This window comes from Anabaenopsis elenkinii CCIBt3563 (assembly GCF_015245355.1).
In the GTDB taxonomy this organism is placed as follows: Bacteria; Cyanobacteriota; Cyanobacteriia; order Cyanobacteriales; family Nostocaceae; genus Anabaenopsis; species Anabaenopsis elenkinii.
On sequence record NZ_CP063311.1, the window covers coordinates 447,900 to 466,043 of the forward strand.

General features: G+C 41.8%; 15 protein-coding genes and 3 pseudogenes. 8 read left to right on the top strand and 10 right to left on the bottom strand.

All coding sequences use genetic code 11. The features are described from left to right. Positions 1-52: 52 nt before the first annotated feature. Positions 53-505: a DUF3531 family protein gene (locus tag IM676_RS02085; RefSeq protein WP_200988763.1), complete on the top strand. Its 453-nt coding sequence runs from the start codon at positions 53-55 to the stop codon at positions 503-505. 289 nt (positions 506-794) lie between these two features. Further along, positions 795-1,964, top strand: a complete 1,170-nt coding sequence (locus IM676_RS02090) for a sugar phosphate nucleotidyltransferase (RefSeq protein ID WP_200988764.1) — start codon at positions 795-797, stop codon at positions 1,962-1,964. Here IM676_RS02090 and IM676_RS19980 read toward each other — a convergent pair. Then, entirely contained in the window at positions 1,957-2,079 is a 123-nt protein-coding gene (locus IM676_RS19980; RefSeq protein WP_263973160.1) for a hypothetical protein, read from the bottom strand. The two genes, IM676_RS02090 and IM676_RS19980, sit on opposite strands and share 8 nt — an antisense overlap. A gap of 201 nt (positions 2,080-2,280) precedes the next feature. On the opposite strand from IM676_RS19980, the pseudogene tnpA reads away from it, so the two are divergent. Continuing rightward, a pseudogene (tnpA, locus tag IM676_RS02095) lies at positions 2,281-2,629 on the top strand (IS200/IS605 family transposase). Between the two features lie 169 nt (positions 2,630-2,798). On the opposite strand, the gene speA reads toward tnpA, so the two are convergent. After that, positions 2,799-4,802, bottom strand: coding sequence for a biosynthetic arginine decarboxylase (gene speA, locus IM676_RS02100; RefSeq protein ID WP_200988765.1), 2,004 nt, complete (start codon positions 4,800-4,802; stop codon positions 2,799-2,801). Positions 4,803-5,005: 203 nt separating this feature from the next. On the opposite strand from speA, the gene ndk reads away from it, so the two are divergent. Beyond that, positions 5,006-5,455 (top strand): nucleoside-diphosphate kinase, encoded by a 450-nt coding sequence (gene ndk / locus IM676_RS02105; protein ID WP_200988766.1) that lies wholly within the window; start codon positions 5,006-5,008, stop codon positions 5,453-5,455. 76 nt (positions 5,456-5,531) lie between these two features. Here ndk and IM676_RS02110 read toward each other — a convergent pair whose 3' ends face one another. From IM676_RS02110 to IM676_RS02120, 3 genes are all read right to left on the bottom strand, one after another. Then, positions 5,532-6,254, bottom strand: coding sequence for a TerC family protein (locus IM676_RS02110; protein WP_200988767.1), 723 nt, complete (start codon positions 6,252-6,254; stop codon positions 5,532-5,534). 216 nt (positions 6,255-6,470) lie between these two features. Beyond that, complete coding sequence (locus tag IM676_RS02115; protein WP_200988768.1) at positions 6,471-6,929, bottom strand: hypothetical protein; 459 nt, start codon at positions 6,927-6,929, stop codon at positions 6,471-6,473. A gap of 71 nt (positions 6,930-7,000) precedes the next feature. Further along, entirely contained in the window at positions 7,001-7,693 is a 693-nt protein-coding gene (locus IM676_RS02120; RefSeq protein WP_200990044.1) for a hypothetical protein, read from the bottom strand. A 332-nt stretch (positions 7,694-8,025) separates the two neighbouring features. Between IM676_RS02120 and acs the strand changes: the two genes are divergently transcribed. Both acs and IM676_RS20165 read left to right on the top strand, forming a co-directional pair. Continuing rightward, positions 8,026-9,996: an acetate--CoA ligase gene (gene acs, locus IM676_RS02125; protein WP_200988769.1), complete on the top strand. Its 1,971-nt coding sequence runs from the start codon at positions 8,026-8,028 to the stop codon at positions 9,994-9,996. A gap of 920 nt (positions 9,997-10,916) precedes the next feature. After that, complete coding sequence (locus tag IM676_RS20165) at positions 10,917-11,228, top strand: DUF4282 domain-containing protein (RefSeq protein WP_200988770.1); 312 nt, start codon at positions 10,917-10,919, stop codon at positions 11,226-11,228. A gap of 125 nt (positions 11,229-11,353) precedes the next feature. Here IM676_RS20165 and IM676_RS02135 read toward each other — a convergent pair. Beyond that, positions 11,354-12,145 (bottom strand): annotated as a pseudogene (locus IM676_RS02135) (aldo/keto reductase); the annotation flags it as partial. 75 nt (positions 12,146-12,220) lie between these two features. Between IM676_RS02135 and IM676_RS02140 the strand changes: the two are divergent. Then, on the top strand, positions 12,221-13,549 hold the full coding sequence (locus tag IM676_RS02140; RefSeq protein ID WP_200987119.1) for an IS701 family transposase: 1,329 nt from the start codon (positions 12,221-12,223) through the stop codon (positions 13,547-13,549). A gap of 68 nt (positions 13,550-13,617) precedes the next feature. On the opposite strand, the gene IM676_RS02145 is transcribed toward IM676_RS02140, so the two are convergent. The 3 genes and pseudogenes from IM676_RS02145 to IM676_RS02155 form a co-directional block, all read right to left on the bottom strand. Beyond that, positions 13,618-14,492 (bottom strand): IS630 family transposase gene (locus IM676_RS02145; protein WP_200986959.1). Its coding sequence is split into 2 segments (ribosomal slippage): positions 13,618-14,160 and positions 14,163-14,492, totalling 873 coding nucleotides; the frame shifts between segments, so codons are not numbered across the junction. A 78-nt stretch (positions 14,493-14,570) separates the two neighbouring features. Next, positions 14,571-14,960: pseudogene (locus IM676_RS02150) on the bottom strand (aldo/keto reductase); the annotation flags it as partial. A 157-nt stretch (positions 14,961-15,117) separates the two neighbouring features. Beyond that, positions 15,118-16,353: an HhoA/HhoB/HtrA family serine endopeptidase gene (locus IM676_RS02155; RefSeq protein ID WP_200988771.1), complete on the bottom strand. Its 1,236-nt coding sequence runs from the start codon at positions 16,351-16,353 to the stop codon at positions 15,118-15,120. A 202-nt stretch (positions 16,354-16,555) separates the two neighbouring features. On the opposite strand from IM676_RS02155, the gene IM676_RS02160 reads away from it, so the two are divergent. Further along, on the top strand, positions 16,556-16,915 hold the full coding sequence (locus IM676_RS02160; protein ID WP_200988772.1) for a metal-sensing transcriptional repressor: 360 nt from the start codon (positions 16,556-16,558) through the stop codon (positions 16,913-16,915). Between the two features lie 8 nt (positions 16,916-16,923). Here the strand turns inward: IM676_RS02160 and nagZ are convergent, their stop codons facing one another. Beyond that, positions 16,924-18,021 (bottom strand): beta-N-acetylhexosaminidase, encoded by a 1,098-nt coding sequence (gene nagZ, locus IM676_RS02165; RefSeq protein WP_200988773.1) that lies wholly within the window; start codon positions 18,019-18,021, stop codon positions 16,924-16,926. Positions 18,022-18,144: the final 123 nt, after the last annotated feature.

Below are 18,144 nucleotides of genomic sequence, written 5' to 3' on the forward strand. Positions count from 1 at the left end.
ATGCTGATTTTGAGATTCAATTAATTGAGATATTCCTGAAAATTCCCCCACAATGCAAATTCATTTCCGTGAAATTAACCCTTTTGATGTCTGGATTTGGTTAAAGTTCACTACAGTGCCATCTGAAGGTGAAAAGCAATACCTAGAAGAAGTTTTCAACTCCTGGTTTTATCTGGGGAAATTAGGCGCATTTAATGCGGAAAATCTCCAAGTCCAAGAAACAGGACTAGAAATTAGCTATATGGATTATGACTCACAAGGATATGATAAAAGCTTATTGGCACTGATGCACAATATGGGCGAGTGTGAGTATCAAGGACAGTGGGCCCGTTGTTGGTTTGACATGGGAACCGCAGATGCGATCGCCCTTGACATTTTAATCAACGCTCTCAAACAGTTAAATGAGGAATATGTGACCATAGAAGATTTATACATCGGTGGTGAGAATGAAGATTGGCCCATAGAAGACAGTCATAGCCACGATGAGTTTACGTATAATAATTAACGATATTTTCGGGAAGTACCAAGATTACCGGAGATGCTGAAATCATCCTAGGTCCGTGAGTATGTCAACACAGCCACCAGATTCCCGATCTGGGAAACCAGAACCAAAAAGCAGGGTAAGGTAGTTAGTTAAAATTAAAATCTGTCAGGAGTCCTGTGGTTGTGCTTAAAAGCTTGCAATGACGGGTAAATGCCTGTTATTCCTGTTGTTAGGACTTACTCATCCCAGACGGATGATTAAGTACCACTGGAGAAAACTAAACTGGCTTGTGTTTGAGGAATAAAACTTTATGAAAGCGATGATTCTCGCTGCGGGTAAGGGTACCCGTGTGCGTCCCATTACCTATACAATTCCCAAGCCGATGATTCCGATTCTGCAAAAGCCAGTAATGGAATTTCTGCTCGAACTTTTGCGCCAACATGGATTTAACCAGATTATGGTCAATGTTAGCCATTTGGCAGAGGAAATTGAGAACTATTTTCGTGATGGTCAAAGGTTCGGCGTAGAAATCGCCTATTCTTTTGAAGGCAAAATCGATGATGACGGCAAACTGGTGGGAGAAGCTGTTGGTTCCGCCGGCGGGATGCGGCGTATCCAGGACTTTTCACCTTTTTTTGATGATACCTTTGTCGTCTTGTGTGGTGATGCCCTGATTGACCTAGATTTATCTACAGCTGTGAAGTGGCATAAGTCCAGAGGGTCAATTGCCACCATCATCACCAAATCTGTGCCCCTAGAAGAGGTTTCTAGTTACGGTGTGGTAGTCACAGACGAGGATGGTCGAGTGAGAACTTTCCAAGAAAAACCTTCCCAACAGGAGGCTCTGAGCACCAACATCAACACTGGTATTTATATTTTTGAGCCAGATGTGTTTGATTATATACCTTCTGGGGTAGAATATGACATCGGTAGCCAATTATTTCCCAAATTAGTAGAAATTGGTGCCCCTTTCTACGCCATTGCCATGGATTTTGAATGGGTAGATATTGGGAAAGTCCCAGATTATTGGCGGGCAATTAATGGTGTACTCTTAGGCGATATTAAAAATGTGCAAATTCCAGGTAATCAAGTTGCTCCTGGTATTTACACTGGTTTAAATGTAGCAGTGAATTGGGACAAGGTGGATATTACTGGCCCAGTTTATATTGGTGGTATGACCAGGATAGAAGATGGTGCAAAAATTATTGGCCCGGCGATGATAGGCCCCAATTGCTGGATCTGCAGTGGTGCCACGGTAGAAAACAGTGTAATTTTTGAATGGTCGCGATTAGGGCCTGGAGTCAGACTTGTTGATAAATTAGTGTTTGGACGTTACTGCGTAGATAAAACGGGAAATGCAATAGATGTTCAAGCGGCTGCTTTAGATTGGCTGATTACTGATGCGCGTCAAACACCACCATCGGAAACACCTTTTGAACGCCAAGCCATTGAGGATTTACTGGGGACGAATGCTATTTAGAACCTAGGGACTGAGGATTGGGGGTTGCTGATGGGAAAGTTACCATCCTTTCCCCCTGTCCCTGTGCTGTTAAGCTTCCCCGGTTTTCTAAACCGGGGATTTCTGAAGAGTCCATAAACGAACTTTCTTAGAGGATGTTGTTGATTTATCAGACTTAATAAGAACTTGTTGGCATCCGTACATTGTTCGACCTTCAATGCTTGTTGATTCCAAAAGTATAGTTGAGATATGATTTACTTGTCAACAGCAATCACTAAACAACAGGAAGTCCACCCTAGAATACAGGACAGGGAATCATTCAAAAGGTAATGCGTTAGTGCATATTGTCTGGATACCCAAACGACGGAAAAAGGTATTATCTGGAGAGATAGCTAAACGCCTTCGACAGATAATTCATGAATTAGCCAAAGAAAAAGACACCGGACATACTTGCTCTTGAAGTTGCCCCAGACCATGTTCATTTATTCGTAGAACATCAACCTGATGTTGCTATAAATCAAGTAGTTAAAGCTTTTAAAGGACGGTCATCTTGCTTATTAAGACGAGAATTTCCTGAATTACTTAAACTTCCTAGCCTATGGACTAATAGCTATTTTTATTCTACTGCTGGACAAGTTTCAGCAGACGTTATCAAAAGATATATCGAAGATCCTCATCACGGATAGATTTAAGGCAATAAATTCGCCGTTGGCACTTCCTCCACTGTCTAAAGCCAAGTGGCTTCCGTGCCTTTCGGCGATTTTCTTGTGACATATAGCTGAAACTGTTCGGTGTGTTCGGTGTGTTCGGTGTGTTCCCTACCCCCACGAAAAGACTTTCTGTTGCAAACCCTATCTAGCTATTGAGATAGGTGTATCTTCCTAGACTTTCTTCGTAGGTCTGTAGCAGTCGTTGAGATTCAGCTAGGGTAATGCGCTTTTCTTCTAAGGCTTTTTCACAACGCTGGCGAATATTTTCTACCATATCTTCCGAGTCATACTGCACATAGCTGACCACTTCGCTCATGGTATCACCTTTGACGACGTGTTGAATTTGGTAACCTTTGGGTGTTAACTGGATATGAACGGCATTGGTATCACCAAATAAGTTATGTAAATTACCCATGATTTCTTGATATGCTCCGTTGAGGAACATCCCCAGATAGTAGGGCTGTTGGGGATCGAAGGTATGCAGTTCTAACACTGATTTCACATCCCGTAGATCAATAAAGCGGTCGATTTTGCCATCACTGTCACAGGTCAGGTCGGCTAAAATCCCTCTTTGAAGGGGTTCTTCGTCTAGGCGGTGTATGGGCATAATGGGGAATAGTTGGTCTATTGCCCAACAATCAGGTGCTGATTGAAAGACTGATAAATTAATGTAGTAAATGGAAGCCATAATTTTTTCTAGGTCTTCCAATTCATCAGGTACGTATTCCTGCTGTCTAGTAATTTGGAGAATTTTTTGACAGCAAGCCCAGTAAAGTCTCTCCGCCTTGGCTCGCTCTTCCAGGCGCAAAATTCCTAAGTTGAAACGGCTGATGGCTTCTTCTTTAAATTGGGCGGCGTCGTGGTAAAACTCTTGGTAATTCTCTAGATTTATGGATTGGTAGGTTTCCCACAAGTATTTGATCACGGGTGATTCTTCTTCCTGTGGTGGTTCTGGTAGTTCTAAAGGTACATCGCTGGTACTCAGAACATCAAAAATCAGTACTGACTGATGGGATGCGATCGCTCGCCCACTTTCGCTAATCAGTGTTGGTACGGCTATCTGGTGTTCGCCACAAGTATCTTTTAACTCAGCTACAATATCATTAGCATAGTTTTGCATATTGTAGTTTTTAGAGGCGTAGAAGTTGGTTTGGGAACCGTCGTAATCTACACCCAATCCGCCCCCAACATCTAAATACTTCATGTCTGCCCCCAACAGTGCTAACTCTACGTAGATACGGCTAGCTTCTTGGATGGCATCTTTAATGACATTAATGGCTGAAATTTGCGAGCCAATGTGAAAGTGCATTAACTGCAAACAATCAAGCAAATTAGCTGCGCGTAGTTTATCAACGGCGGTAACGATTTCGGGAATTGTTAAACCGAACTTAGCCCGATCGCCGGTGGAAGTTCCCCAGCGCCCCATACCTTGGGTACTCAATTTGGCACGGACTCCCAAAATTGGTTTAATCCCTAATTGTCGGTGAGCCGCAATCACTAAATCCACTTCTTCCACCTGTTCTAAGACAATAATGGAAGTCTGGCCTAGGCGTTGGGCTAACATTGCCGTTTCGATATATTCTCGGTCTTTATAGCCGTTGCAAATGAGCAAGGCGCCGGGTGTATCCAACAAAGCTAGGGCAATCATCAATTCCGGCTTAGAACCGGCTTCTAAGCCAAATTGATGGGGTTTGCCAAATTTGACTAAATCTTCAATTAAATGGCGTTCTTGGTTACACTTGACCGGAAACACCCCCCTATACACCCCTGGGTAGTTATAGCGGGCGATCGCCTTGTTAAAACAAGCATTTAAGCGCTCGATGCGGTCTTCCAAAATATCCGAGAAGCGAATTAACATCGGTAGCCCCAAGTTACGCTGCTTCAAGGCGTTAACTAATTCAAACAAATCTAAAGAACCGCCGCGATCGCCCTTAGGAGAAACTGTAATATGACCGGCAGCATTAATGGAAAAATACGGTTCTCCCCAACCCTGTATGCGGTATAGTGCTTCACTATCCTCAATTTTCCAGGAATGAGGTAAATTTCCAGGTGGCAGTAGCTTCTTTGGTTTTTGACCTTTAAGCTCTGATTTGTGTCCATGAGAAGGCATAACCACCTCTTGAGATGTAGCAGTTAACTCAGCACCCATTTTCCGTGACCTCTGTATTTCACCCACGAATTAACAATTTAGCGCATTAAATTAGCAACAGATATGCACTCACAGATAATTTCTGAGATACACTCTGATTGGTCAGTAGTCTTGGGTGATTCGTCCTCGATCAAATCTTGATGACTGAATATAACACCCCTGGCAAATGATCAATATCATGTATTCAGTTTTGGGAGATAGCTTTGGAACGTACATTCTTAGCAATTAAACCTGATGGTGTGCAGCGTGGACTGGTGGCGGAAATCATCGGCCGCTTTGAAACTAAAGGTTTTACCCTTGTGGGTTTAAAATTTATGAAAGTCAGCCGGGAATTGGCAGAAAAGCATTATGATGTTCACCGGGAACGTCCATTTTTCGGCAGTTTAGTGGAATTTATCACCTCTGGCCCAGTGGTAGCTATGGTTTGGGAAGGTGAAGGTGTGGTGGCGTCTGCGAGAAAAATTATTGGTGCTACCAACCCCCTGACAGCAGAACCGGGAACAATTCGGGGAGATTTTGGTATTAACATTGGCCGTAACCTCATCCATGGTTCTGATGCTTTAGAGACTGCACAAAGGGAAATAGCCTTGTGGTTTAAAGATGAAGAATTAGTTAGTTGGCAACCACATTTAACACCTTGGTTACAAGAGTAAATTAGGGACTAAGACAACAGATGAACATAGGGGGGAGAATTGAGGATCTTAACAACATCTTTCTCCCCCATCTTCTTCATTGGGATATTTCACTTTTTTCTGGTTCTATTTCGGGAACTGAGGTCACATTCCGCTCAGAAAATCCCCAGGCTAAAATGATGGCGATCGCAGAAATCACTAACCATTCTGGTGGGACTAAGTTATCATTTACTACTCTCATCAACAGGCGAAAACCCACAAATGCCACGGTAATATAGCCTGCATCTTCGAGATTTTTAAATTCATCTAACCAGCGGATAAACAATCCCGCCATGAATCGTAATGTAATAATTCCAATGGTTGCACCCGTCAGTACTAGCCACTTTTCTTGAGAAACTGCGATCGCAGTTGTGACACTATCTAAAGAAAATGCTAAATCTGTGAATGCAATTATCGGTATTGCTTGTAACAATGATTGAAACCGCGGTCCGTGATGATGGTCGTCTTTTTCTTCTTCTGAGGTAAAGTGTTGGAAGACCAACCACAGCAAGTAAGCCGCACCCAATAATTCAAATTGCCAGAATTTCTGTACCCAAGTAGCGGTAAGAATTAAGGTAATTCTCAGGACATAGGCAACAATTAAACCAAAGTTCAGGGCTTTGCGTTCTAGTTCCTTGTCTTCTAGTCCTTGGGCGATCGCAGCGAGGGCGATCGCGTTGTCAGCAGATAGTACCGCTTCTAAAAACACCAAGATCAGCAGAACTATGAGAGCTTCAATGCTGAAATTAAAGTGAAGATAATCAAAAATTTGGTCTAGCATTCCGGGTTTTTCAAGCTGGGAGGATTGAAATTATCTCAACAGAGCAGCACAATGCCACTCTTATCCAGCTTATCGTGTTGCTGCTACATTATCATGGTACGGTTATCCGGGCGATCGCACCAGCCGGGTGGCCTTACCCTGCCTATCTGCGTTATTTCCAGGAGAAGACTCCTCACCACCGATATAATTATCACTATTGCCTATTTGAACCCCACGTCAAGAATCACATTGCTGGGCTATATCTGCCAATTTTATCAACAGACTACCTGCCAAGTTTAATAAATCTTCCTGATTGTGGTCAAGATTACCCTCCTCACCCTCCAACAGATTTTTCACCAGAGATAACCGGTCATCTACCGCGGCGATTCTCAAACATACTTCTAGATTGACTGCTAAATCAAACAGAGAACGCTCACCTAACTGTTGTCTGGTTCTGCTGGCTACACTATCATCACTGATTAAAAACTCTTTAATTGCATCTAATAATTTATTAGCTAAAATTTCATCATTTCCCCAACTTTCCAACCAATCACTTTGTGCATCTTCCACATAAAAATTAACAAAGTCTACCCCGTAAGTTAACCAGTCGTGCTGCATTTTTCTCGCGGTTGTCAAAGCTTGAGCAAATTCTTCCACAGTAGTTTCGTAGCTTTGAGTTTGTTGTTTGTGAGCCATAGAAGCTGTAATAATTTGATGAGTATGTAGGGGACGAACACAAACCTAGAATTATTGAATTTTTGACAGAATCAATCAAATTTTAAATACTTGCCACTAGAAAGACAGTCACTGTTATACAGTACTATGTTGACTAACTGCTTGATGAAATCGGCCTGTTTGGGATTGTAACTTAAAAATATTCCCCTTTCTATCTGCCAAGAGTGCAATGTATTTTGCCAAAAATGGTACTTTTGATTGTTAAACTCTTCTGACACACTGGTAATTTGAATACACAGTGGTTTGTGCTGACGACTACTAACAATCAAGTCTGTGGCCATAGACAGGTCGGCAATATAACGCTTCCAAACAGCACCTTCACGCTGCACAATATCTTGGGCTATTGCTTTAATGATATCATCATCTTCCTGATTAAATTCCCCTGCCATAAGTTTTTGTTTCCAAATGTAAAATTTGGAGTCATTGGCATTGATCCATTTAGGAAAAAGATAGCTATACCAATAGCGCTCATTAGGTGTCATCAAGTCAAACTTAGCTTGTTGTTCAACCGGATCAGGTGATGATTTAATCATCAGCCAAATTCTCGAATCTGTAATTACTTCTAGGAGAAAAGCCAGAACAAATGGTTTGGCGGTCAGAGTCCCTGGTTTAATATCTTTTACCCAGCGATTAATTTCATCTAATTTTTTAGACAAGTTAGGGTCTATCGAGGAGGCTTGCTCGATAAGGGATTTTAACTGTTCCTTAATCTCCTGTGCTTGCAAACGATACCCTACTTTCAATCACTAATGCCCTCGCTGAACAATCGATAACTAACTGAAGTTAACAAAAACACAAATAGACATTGTATATCCTATTCTATTGTGGATATGAAAACAATTCTAAATTTTCTCTGATCATAGGTATTTTTTAAGATTTGTGTTGATCTGTGTATATTTGTAATTTATTAAATGTTGTCTGTACTTCACCCGATGAGAGTAGAAGTACTTTTAGTGAAAATATTGTATCACTTGAGCCGAATCAAAGCAATTTTTGATAAATTCAAGTACACAATAGTTTTAACTCATAAATCTACTAGGGAAACAAAATTTCAATTATGCCTGAGCCAACCATAGAATCAATCCTGCAAGAAAAGCGCTCATTCTCTCCCACTAAGGAATTTGCTCAGAACGCCCAGATCAAAAGTTTGGCAGACTATCAGCAGCTATGGGCTCAGGCCCAAGCTGACCCCCAACAATTTTGGGGAGAACTAGCAGCCACACAGTTACACTGGTTCCAACAATGGGATACAGTGCTGGATTGGCAGCCCCCTTTTGCTCAATGGTTTGTGGGTGGTAAAATTAACATTTCCTATAATTGTCTGGATAGACACCTGACCACGTGGCGGAAAAATAAGGCGGCGCTAATTTGGGAAGGGGAACCGGGGGATTCCCGAACTCTGACTTATGCTCAATTACATCGGGAAGTTTGCCAGTTTGCTAACGTGCTCAAGCAATTAGGGGCAAAAAAAGGCGATCGCATTGGTATTTATATGCCGATGATTCCCGAAGCAGCGATCGCTATGTTAGCCTGTGCGAGAATTGGCGCACCCCATAGCGTAGTATTTGGGGGTTTCAGCGCCGAGGCTTTGCGCGATCGCCTCAATGATGCACAAGCCAAAATAGTAATTACCGCTGATGGTGGTTGGCGTAAAGATGCAGTTGTTCCCCTGAAAGTCCAGGTAGACAAAGCCCTAGCAGATGGTACTGTTCCCTCGGTGACAGATGTGTTAGTAGTCAAACGCACAGGTCAACAAATCCACATGGAACTAGGGCGCGACCATTGGTGGCATGATTTACAACAGGGTGTCAGTGCAGACTGTCCCCCTGAACCCATGGATAGCGAAGATATGCTGTTTGTCCTGTATACTTCTGGTAGCACTGGCAAACCCAAGGGAGTTGTCCATACTACTGGGGGTTATAACTTATATAGCCACATCACCACAAAATGGATCTTTGACCTCCAAGATACAGATATATACTGGTGCACTGCTGATGTGGGTTGGATTACGGGTCACAGCTACATAGTATACGGACCCCTGTCTAACGGAGCTACAACTTTAATGTATGAAGGTGCGCCCCGGGCTTCTAATCCCGGTTGTTTCTGGGATGTAATTGAGAAATATGGTGTCAACATCTTTTATACAGCCCCCACAGCCATTCGGGCATTTATTAAGATGGGTGAACACCATCCCAAAAGCCGGAATTTATCTTCCTTGCGGTTGTTAGGAACAGTGGGGGAACCCATTAACCCAGAAGCCTGGATGTGGTATCATAAAATCATTGGTGGTGAGCGTTGCCCAATTGTTGATACTTGGTGGCAAACAGAAACCGGTGGTATTATGATTACACCACTACCCGGAGCAATTCCCACTAAACCCGGTTCCGCAACCATGCCCTTTCCTGGGATTCTGGCAGATGTGGTAGATTTAGAAGGTAATACCGTACCTCAGAACCAAGGCGGTTATCTGGCGGTGCGCTATCCTTGGCCGGGAATGATGCGGACAGTGTACGGTGACCCGGAACGTTTTCGCCGGACTTATTGGGAACATATCCCCCCCAAAGATGGTAATTATATTTACTTTGCTGGTGATGGAGCTAGACAAGATGAAGACGGCTATTTCTGGGTTATGGGTCGTGTAGATGATGTCTTGAATGTATCGGGACACCGTCTAGGAACTATGGAAGTAGAATCGGCTTTAGTTTCTCATCCAGCAGTGGCGGAAGCTGCAGTAGTCGGTAAACCTGATGAACTCAAAGGTGAGGAAGTTGTGGCTTTTGTCACCCTAGAAGGAACCTATCAGGGAAGCGAGGATTTGAGTAAAGAACTTAAACAGCACGTGGTTAAGGAAATTGGGGCGATCGCACGTCCGGGGGAAATCCGCTTTACCGATGCTTTACCTAAAACCCGCTCCGGTAAAATTATGCGGCGCTTGTTGCGCAGTCTTGCATCTGGTCAAGAGGTATCTGGTGATACTTCTACCTTAGAAGACCGCAGCGTTTTAGATAAGTTGCGCGAAGGAGCTTAGAGGATGTTTGTCAAGTCATGATTAGTGTATCAACTATTGCTTGACCCCACCCTAACCCTCCCCTTGTAACTATCCATTACCCGGATCTTTCTTAACATTCGTGAGAGCGATCGCTCGCAAACCCCCAAACCTTAATCCTCCGTTGATGATTCTCAATAAAATAAGGGTTTTATCAAGAATAATAAGGTACATTTTGTCAAGAGTACGGAAATTTTCAAGCGTTGAAACCGTTGCCACATAAATGTTTCAAGATTGTTAAGAAAGATGTGAGTAATGAATAGCCCTTGTAAGGGGAGGGGACTGGATTTGATTGTTTTTTGTGTGTTCCCCATTCCCTATTCCTCATTCCCTGTTCCCTGTTCGGTGTGTTCCCTGTTCCCTAAGATAAAAATTACCTGTTGAAAACTTATCAAACAACCTCTAATACTGGTTTATAGTCTGCCATTTTAGTGGAGACGGAAAAATTATTACTATAGCACTAAGTTAAAAATAGCGAGTTAAAAATAGCGATCGTCCAGGGTAGATAAATATGCGGAACTATTATTAATTATAGATGGGGAATAGCAACCACACAATTAAGGTTTAAACTTACCACTCCCTGGGGACATCAATTAAATGGAAATTTAGAGGGTATTTATAAAGTAATCAGTATTTACCTAGATAGCAAAGCAGTCTGATTATTATTGAGATGCAAGAAATAGTAGATAATCTGATTATGATGCTTTACGAGATAGATGACAGAGGCATATCCTTGCTGATTTTAGGTTAATCTTGCAATTTTCCCAAGATTATTAAAGAAAATTAAATATTAATAAAATCTGTTAATTAATTATAAGATTAACCTCGGAATAAATTTACGTTATCTTTTCCTTTAAACTTAATCATAGAAATTTTGGTTGTCATCAGGAGTTGGATTAGTTATGGCGAGAATTAAAAGCTTAATCACAGTACTTTTTGATTTTTCTTTTTCAGAATTTATTATTTTCAGAATAATTCGTATTTTGTACGCTCTATTTATATTCTTCGCTGGATTAGGATCCCTAGTAATTATTTCAGCGGGATTCAATGAGGGATTTCTCCAGGGGATTATTAGTTTGTTAATTGCTCCATTGCTTTTTTTATTATATGTAATATCAACTCGAGTTGCTTTAGAGATATTAATTGTCGGCTTTCAGACGGCTGAAAATACTCGGCGCATAGCAGAAAACACCGAAAGTCTCAGAACCCCTTAATGACTAACTATGGGTAAATATTTCATACTTAAGATAGTTTATAGTCCCTTACCCCGGTTGGTTACTGTAATGTCCCCAGCAAGTGGGGACATGAATTAAATAGAAACAATTTATTAGTGAGTAGTTCAAGTTTGAGATAACCGCTTCACCTGTGTACCGACTAAGATTTGATGAGCTTGTGCTAACTTATGGGGAATTTTATCAGCATGGGGACTATGGGTAAGACATGGTTGTAAATCTAGGTTCTCTAGGTTGTCTGCTTGATTACCTGGAAACCAGTGACTACCGCGACCCAAGAGATTGTAGCGCATTTTAGCATAGTCGATTAAATCGTAGGCGATCGCCAAATTTAACAACCACAAAATCACAGGAATATTCACCTGTCCTGGTGTTTCCTCAAAGGTGGGTAAGTTGGTATCCCAAGTTTTAACCCAATCTTCTCCTAAAGCAGCGATCGCTTGTTGTTCTAACCTATGCAAAATTGGTGGTAGAATTTCCTGTGCCCGATGTAAATATTCTAAAGTCTGGAGATGTTCATCAAAATCTTGGGGTCTAGCAGCGCCTAAACTCAAAGTATGGACTTCTGGATGACTCAGACAAAACAAATCATTAAATACCATAGGACTTAAAGGGGCGCAAAGATCAACTAACTTTTGCGGTGGTTTATATAACATCCCACCCTTATCTGAGGGACTAATAATGAATACCCCCATATCGTGCTGTTGAGCAGCTGTAATTGCGTCCCAATTCCATTGATTAATGTAGTACCAATGCAGATTTACATAATCAAATTGATTAGTATTAATTGCTTCTACAATCAAATCTTTAGACCCATGGGTAGAAAAGCCGATAAATTTGACTTTTCCCTCTTTTTGTAACTGCTGCGCCACTTCCAAACAACCACCCGGACGCATACTATCCCTCTTCTGTCACTTTCCGAGAATAAAGAATATAATAGTTAAAAGAAAAAACTCTACAAGGTAGGTAGAGCAATGGATGTAGAATTACAAATACTCAAACATTTACGTCGAGAGGCCCACCCAACAGTGGGAGTCATAGATGAATATTGTGAAGAGTACAGAGACATATTTAAAGAAGTAAGAAATTATGAGTGCTTCAAATATTTACATTTGGGAATCATCTCAACGCTCAAAAGGAAATCCTTACCAGAGATAGCGAAAGTAGTAAGCATAAACTCAGCCCAATCATTACATCATTTTATTGCTAATTCAGACTGGTCAGTAGAGAAAGTAAGAAACAAAAGATTAGATAAAATAAAGAGAGCATTAAATGGAAAAGCAATTACCGTAGTCATTGATGAAACAGGAGACAGGAAAAAAGGTAACAAGACTGATTACGTAGCCAGACAATATTTAGGAAGTGTGGGGAAAATAGATAGAGGGATAGTTTCAGTCAATGCCTATGGAGTGTACGATAACATAACATTTCCGCTACTGTTCAAAGTATTCAAACCGCAAAAGACACTAAGAGCAGAAGATACATATAAGACCAAGATAGAATTAGCGACAGAAATAATTACAGAATTAATTGAGTTCGGCTTTACTATTGAATTAGTATTGGCAGACAGTTTATATGGTGAGAGTAGTCAATTTATAAGAAAATTAGCAGCATATAACTTAGCTTATGTCGTAGCAATTAGAAGTAATCATGCAGTATGGTTGCCTGGCAATCAGAAGGTTAGGGCGAATAAGTGGTGTAAATTTACCAGAACATTTAGTAACCAAAAATCAGAGAATAGATATATCCGCGAAATAATTTATGGTAAGAGAAAGGAGATAACTTACTGGGAATTAACCACAGATCCAGAAACAATGCCAGAGAATTCTACTTCTTTTGTCATGACCAATCTTCAAGGAAATCTCAAGAAAATTTTAGGCGACTTTTATGGATTAAGAACATGGGTAGAATATGCCTTTCGTCAGTGTAAACAGGAATTAGGTTGGACAGATTATCGGTTTACTGATTTTCAGCATATTGAGAAATGGTGGGAAATTATTTTGTGTGTTTACACAATGATTAGTTTAAACTCTCCAGCGTTTTTATCCCTAAATCAATCTCATCAGCTTGCACCTAACATACTAGAAATCAGTGCAGTTGATTTCTCTGTGCATCAGCAATGGAATCATCAAACCGGATGGAAGAATACTCTCAATAATCTGCGATTAATTGTCCAACCATTTTTACTTTTTTGGTTGATTTATCCCTGGCTTGATGTTTTTCCCAATTCCAATTTGCTGCTTGGGTTTAACCAACTCATTAGTGTTATGAATGGATTAAAACCCTTTTATTCTTCTGCATAATTTATTGTATTTACTGCTTGTTTATTTCGGAAAGTGACAGAAGAGGGCTATAGCAACCGCCAAGGAGGTTAGGACGCAAAAAGCAAGACATCCTCAATGGCATCTCGTAAAGAATCAAACCGCTCAAGTTTTTTGCGGATTCGACTTTTTAACCAAGACCAACATTTTTCAATCTGATTCAGGTCTGGAGAATAAGGTGGTAGGTACAGCACTTCACACCCTGCGTACTGAATCAGTTGTTGAATGCGCCCACCTTTATGAAATGTGGCATTATCCATCACCACAACCTGTCCTGGTTTGAGTGTGGGAAGCAAACAAGCTTCAAGCCAAGTCTCAAATACTATTCGATTACACGCACCCTCAACAGTGAAAGGAGCTATCAGCTTATGGTTACACAGCGCGGCAATTATGTTCACCCGACCTTCACGACGACCTGATTTAAGTGCATGGAAGCGCTGTCCTTTTGAGTTCCAACCGTAATCATACTGGTCTCGGTTGTCCATTCCTGACTCATCGAGGTATACAATCTTCTCCACAGGTAACTCAGACAACTGCGTTACGAAAGCCTGTCGTTTGACCTCATCGCGCTCACGGTAGCCATAAGTCTTTTTTTTCGCGTAAAACCAATTTTTTTCAAAGCTCTTGAGATTGTGCGATCGCTAATTTCTTCAGGCCAAAGTGAGGCCATCTCTACTTGGGTTTTATCGCCATGTACGGAAGCAAACTCACGAAATTTTTCCCAATCGGTAATTTTGTGACCATTCCCAGGACGCTGATTAGGCAAGGCTTGGAAGTCCCCCGTTTCGGTTTTTCGCTTCAACCATAGGGTGATGGTGTTGCGACTAATATTAAACATTTGACTGGCTTGAGTTTTCTTCAAGCCATCGAGTTCAATCGCTTGGATTACTTTTTGACGAAGGTCGTAACTGTACGGCTTGGGCATATACCTGTAGCAAGCGATCGCTTCACATGAAAAGGGACTACTTATAGTTTATGCTTAAATTACCTTGGCGGTTGCTATATAATCTAAAGATTCGCCATGATTAATACCATGTAACCCCAGTAAATCAACGTAATCTAACTGGAGATTGTGTAGTGATTTTTCAAAGGTTTGCCGAAACTCATCCCCATCTGCAACCGGTCCGACCTTAGTCTGTACAATTATCTGCTCTCGGGGAAACTGAGGTAATATTTTGCCCAGCTGTATTTCTGATGTCCCATAACCGCGAGCAGTTTCAATGTGATTAATTCCTAGTTCCACAGCGCGGCGAATAGTTGCTTCTAGATTAGCTTGACTATCCACAGGAATTTCTGAATCTGGCACATCTTGCCATTTGAACTGATATCTCATACCGCCACAGGAAAAAACAGGCATTTGTAATTCTGTGCGGCCAAACCTTCTATATAACATTACTTCATTTTGCAATGATTGCCAATATAAATTTACAAAAATTTTCCCTTCCTACCCAACCCCAATCAAGATTTATCAGTACTTATCTGTAGTCCGTTAATTCCCATTCTTAGTATCCATCTGGGGTAGGCTTAATGCCCACCCTAGGGGATATCAACTAAGCAGCATCTTGTAACTCAGCCGTGCGGACTGAAATTACCTGTATCTGATTACCCCGTTGTACCTTGACTTGTAATAATTGACCAAGGCGACTATTTTCTACAAGATTCTGTAGTTTATCAGCACTGGTGACCGATTCCCGATCAACTTGGACAATGACATCACCCCGTCGAATCCCCGCAATTGCCGCAGGTGATTCGGGTATAACTCGCATCACTAAAACACCATTAACTTCTGGGATTTGAATAGGAGAGTTAGGGTCAAGATTATTTTCTCTTGCTAGCTCAGGGGTTAAGGTAATCATTTGGACACCCAAATAGGGGTGAATCACCTTACCATCACGTTGCAACTTCAAAGCGATCGCCTTAGCCTTATCAATAGGAATAGCAAAACCAATACCCATAGCATCGGGACGAATAGCAGTATTAATACCGATAACTTCCCCCCGCTCATTCAATAACGGTCCCCCGGAGTTACCAGGATTAATCGCCGCATCGGTTTGAATAAAGTCTAAGCGTTTGTCAGCGATCCCAACTTGGGCGCTAGAACGTTTGAGAGTGCTGACAATTCCCAAAGTCACAGTATTATCAAATCCTAAAGGATTACCCACTGCGATCGCCCAGTCTCCCACTTGTACTGTATCGGAAGAACCCAAAGCCGCCACAGGTAAATCCTGGTCAGGGTTAATTTTCACCACTGCCAAATCTGTAACTTCATCAATCCCCTTAACTTTGCCTTCATAGGTGCGACCATCCTTGAGACGAACCGTAACTTTATCAGCTTGGTCTACTACATGGGCATTGGTTAAAACCAGACCACGTTTATCAATAATAAACCCAGAACCTAAACCCCGCAACTGTTCAGGGGGTAGCTGTTGGGGGATATCACCAAAAAAGCGCCGGAAGAACGGGTCTTCCAGAAATGGGTCGATGCGACGAGTAATGGTGCGTTCTGTGTCAATACGTACTACCGCATTTCCCACACGATTTACAGCTGCAGTCACAAAACTAGTGCTACCTATAGCGGTTTTTGCTGGGGATTCCTGTTGGGGGCTGATATCTGATATTTGGGTTGGTATGGTCAGATCATCCTCACCCCTGACCACAGTCGGCGCCGGGTCTGCTTGGGAGGGTAACACATGAAAACTACCCACCGTCAGCACCACGCCTAAAATCATGGCTAACAGATAAGAACTGAATTGACGTAGAAAACCGCCTACTTGAGAAAATCCCATAATCACAATCTAATTTAAAAGGTCAATTGTGAGATGTTGTGAAACATCTATTTACATTTATTGTGACAAAATCGATGATAAATTTTGTGTATTAGGCTTGGCATTGTTTTTGCCTGCATCTGGCTAAAAGTTGGTAAGAGTTTTGCCTTGATTTGTGATCCTCTAGGCTAGGATTTAACTATCAACAGTACTTAGATGGCTCATGAATAAACCCGACCGGTTAGCAAAAGAATCTTTATCTATATCCCATCCGCCAACGGAGCATAACCATGGAAAGTCGGCTCATGCTCACGTTCATAGTCAAGAGTCACTGCGGAAAATTGTCAACCGGTTGTCACGGATAGAGGGACATATTCGGGGTATTAAAACCATGGTACAGCAAGATAGCCCTTGTCCTGATGTTTTATTACAAATTGCGGCGGTGCGGGGCGCTTTGGATAAGGTAGCGAGAATTGTTTTGGATGAACATTTAACTGAGTGTATTGCTAGAGCGGCTCAACAGGGGAATATGGAGGTGGAAATTCAACAGTTAAAAGCTGCTTTGGATCGGTTTTTACCTTAGTAATAATTTTATCTGTTCTGGTAACAACAGGCGATCGCTAGTTGGGCGTGTTCCTGTAGGGTATTTTCATCCAAAGTATGAATGGTATATTGGGGAGTCTCCCCTAGTAGTTTCTCGATTCTATTTCTAGCTGCGGTGACTATGGATTGATCCAGACTACCTTGATTTAAGGAATCGGCAAAATCTTCAGCCATCTGATAGGTACGTTCTATGGATAAGGAATTAAGATTACGGGAGACAATAAATAAATCACAGCCAGCATCAAAGGCTTGGGCTACTGTACCACTGTGGGTAAACATATCGGAAACAGCTTTCATATCCAGGTCGTCGGATACTATTACTCCCTCAAAGCCCAATTCTTCCCGGAGTATGCTTTTGAGGATAGCTGGGGAAAGTGTCCCTGGTAATTTGGGGTCTATGCGGGGGAATAAAATATGAGCGGTCATGATTAGGGGAATTTCCTCGGCAATCAGGGCTTTAAAGGGTATTAGCTCCCGTTTGTGCAGGTCTTCTAGGGTCAGATTGAGTATGGGTAGTTCAATGTGAGAATCTTTACTAGTGTCTCCATGTCCAGGAAAGTGTTTCCCACATCCTAATATTCCCCCTTCCTGAAGTCCTCTGTAGTATTCACATACAGCTTCAGCTGTGGTTTCTGGGGTGTGACCAAAAGCACGAGGTCCGATAATGGGATTTTGAGGATGGGAAAAAATATCTGCTACGGGAGACCAGGATAAGTTTATACCCAAGGATTTTAGTTCTAATGCGGTGGCTTTTGCGACTGCATAGGCGTGGGTTTTTCCCAACAGTAAGGCGTAGGGAAATCTGGTAATTGGTGCAGGTGTCCTCACGACCCTTCCCCCTTCGTGGTCTAATGTCATAAACATAGAGTCACGTTGAGCATATTCTCGGATTTGGTGGTTAAGTTGCGCGAAAGTTTCTAGCCATACTTCGTAAGGTTTACCATCCTCAAAGTTATGAGCAAAAAAAATCACCCCAACTGGGTGTAAGTCACTGAGGAGACGTTTATCATCATCACTTAATTGAGTGCCAGAAACACCAACTATTAAATGATTCCCAAAGGTTTGTAGCTGCCCAGATGTGATCATAGAAAGAAATAAGAGAATATAAAAGTTACTCGATATATTAACTTATGGGAAGGATGCAAAGCCGCAAAACTAGGGCTGGGACAGCACAGGAAAGTAGAACCTTGATATGATCAGTGTTATAGA

Excerpts from the sequence above, each read along its gene's own strand:
- IM676_RS02085 (WP_200988763.1), top strand. The coding sequence starts at position 53 with ATGCAAATTCATTTCCGTGAAATTAACCCTTTTGATGTCTGGATTTGG.
- IM676_RS02090 (WP_200988764.1), top strand. The coding sequence starts at position 795 with ATGAAAGCGATGATTCTCGCTGCGGGTAAGGGTACCCGTGTGCGTCCC.
- IM676_RS19980 (WP_263973160.1), bottom strand. The coding sequence starts at position 2,079 with ATGGACTCTTCAGAAATCCCCGGTTTAGAAAACCGGGGAAGCTTAACA.
- speA (WP_200988765.1), bottom strand. The coding sequence starts at position 4,802 with ATGGGTGCTGAGTTAACTGCTACATCTCAAGAGGTGGTTATGCCTTCT.
- IM676_RS02110 (WP_200988767.1), bottom strand. The coding sequence starts at position 6,254 with ATGCTAGACCAAATTTTTGATTATCTTCACTTTAATTTCAGCATTGAA.
- IM676_RS02115 (WP_200988768.1), bottom strand. The coding sequence starts at position 6,929 with ATGGCTCACAAACAACAAACTCAAAGCTACGAAACTACTGTGGAAGAA.
- acs (WP_200988769.1), top strand. The coding sequence starts at position 8,026 with ATGCCTGAGCCAACCATAGAATCAATCCTGCAAGAAAAGCGCTCATTC.
- IM676_RS20165 (WP_200988770.1), top strand. The coding sequence starts at position 10,917 with ATGGCGAGAATTAAAAGCTTAATCACAGTACTTTTTGATTTTTCTTTT.
- IM676_RS02140 (WP_200987119.1), top strand. The coding sequence starts at position 12,221 with ATGGATGTAGAATTACAAATACTCAAACATTTACGTCGAGAGGCCCAC.
- IM676_RS02155 (WP_200988771.1), bottom strand. The coding sequence starts at position 16,353 with ATGGGATTTTCTCAAGTAGGCGGTTTTCTACGTCAATTCAGTTCTTAT.
- IM676_RS02160 (WP_200988772.1), top strand. The coding sequence starts at position 16,556 with ATGAATAAACCCGACCGGTTAGCAAAAGAATCTTTATCTATATCCCAT.
- nagZ (WP_200988773.1), bottom strand. The coding sequence starts at position 18,021 with ATGATCACATCTGGGCAGCTACAAACCTTTGGGAATCATTTAATAGTT.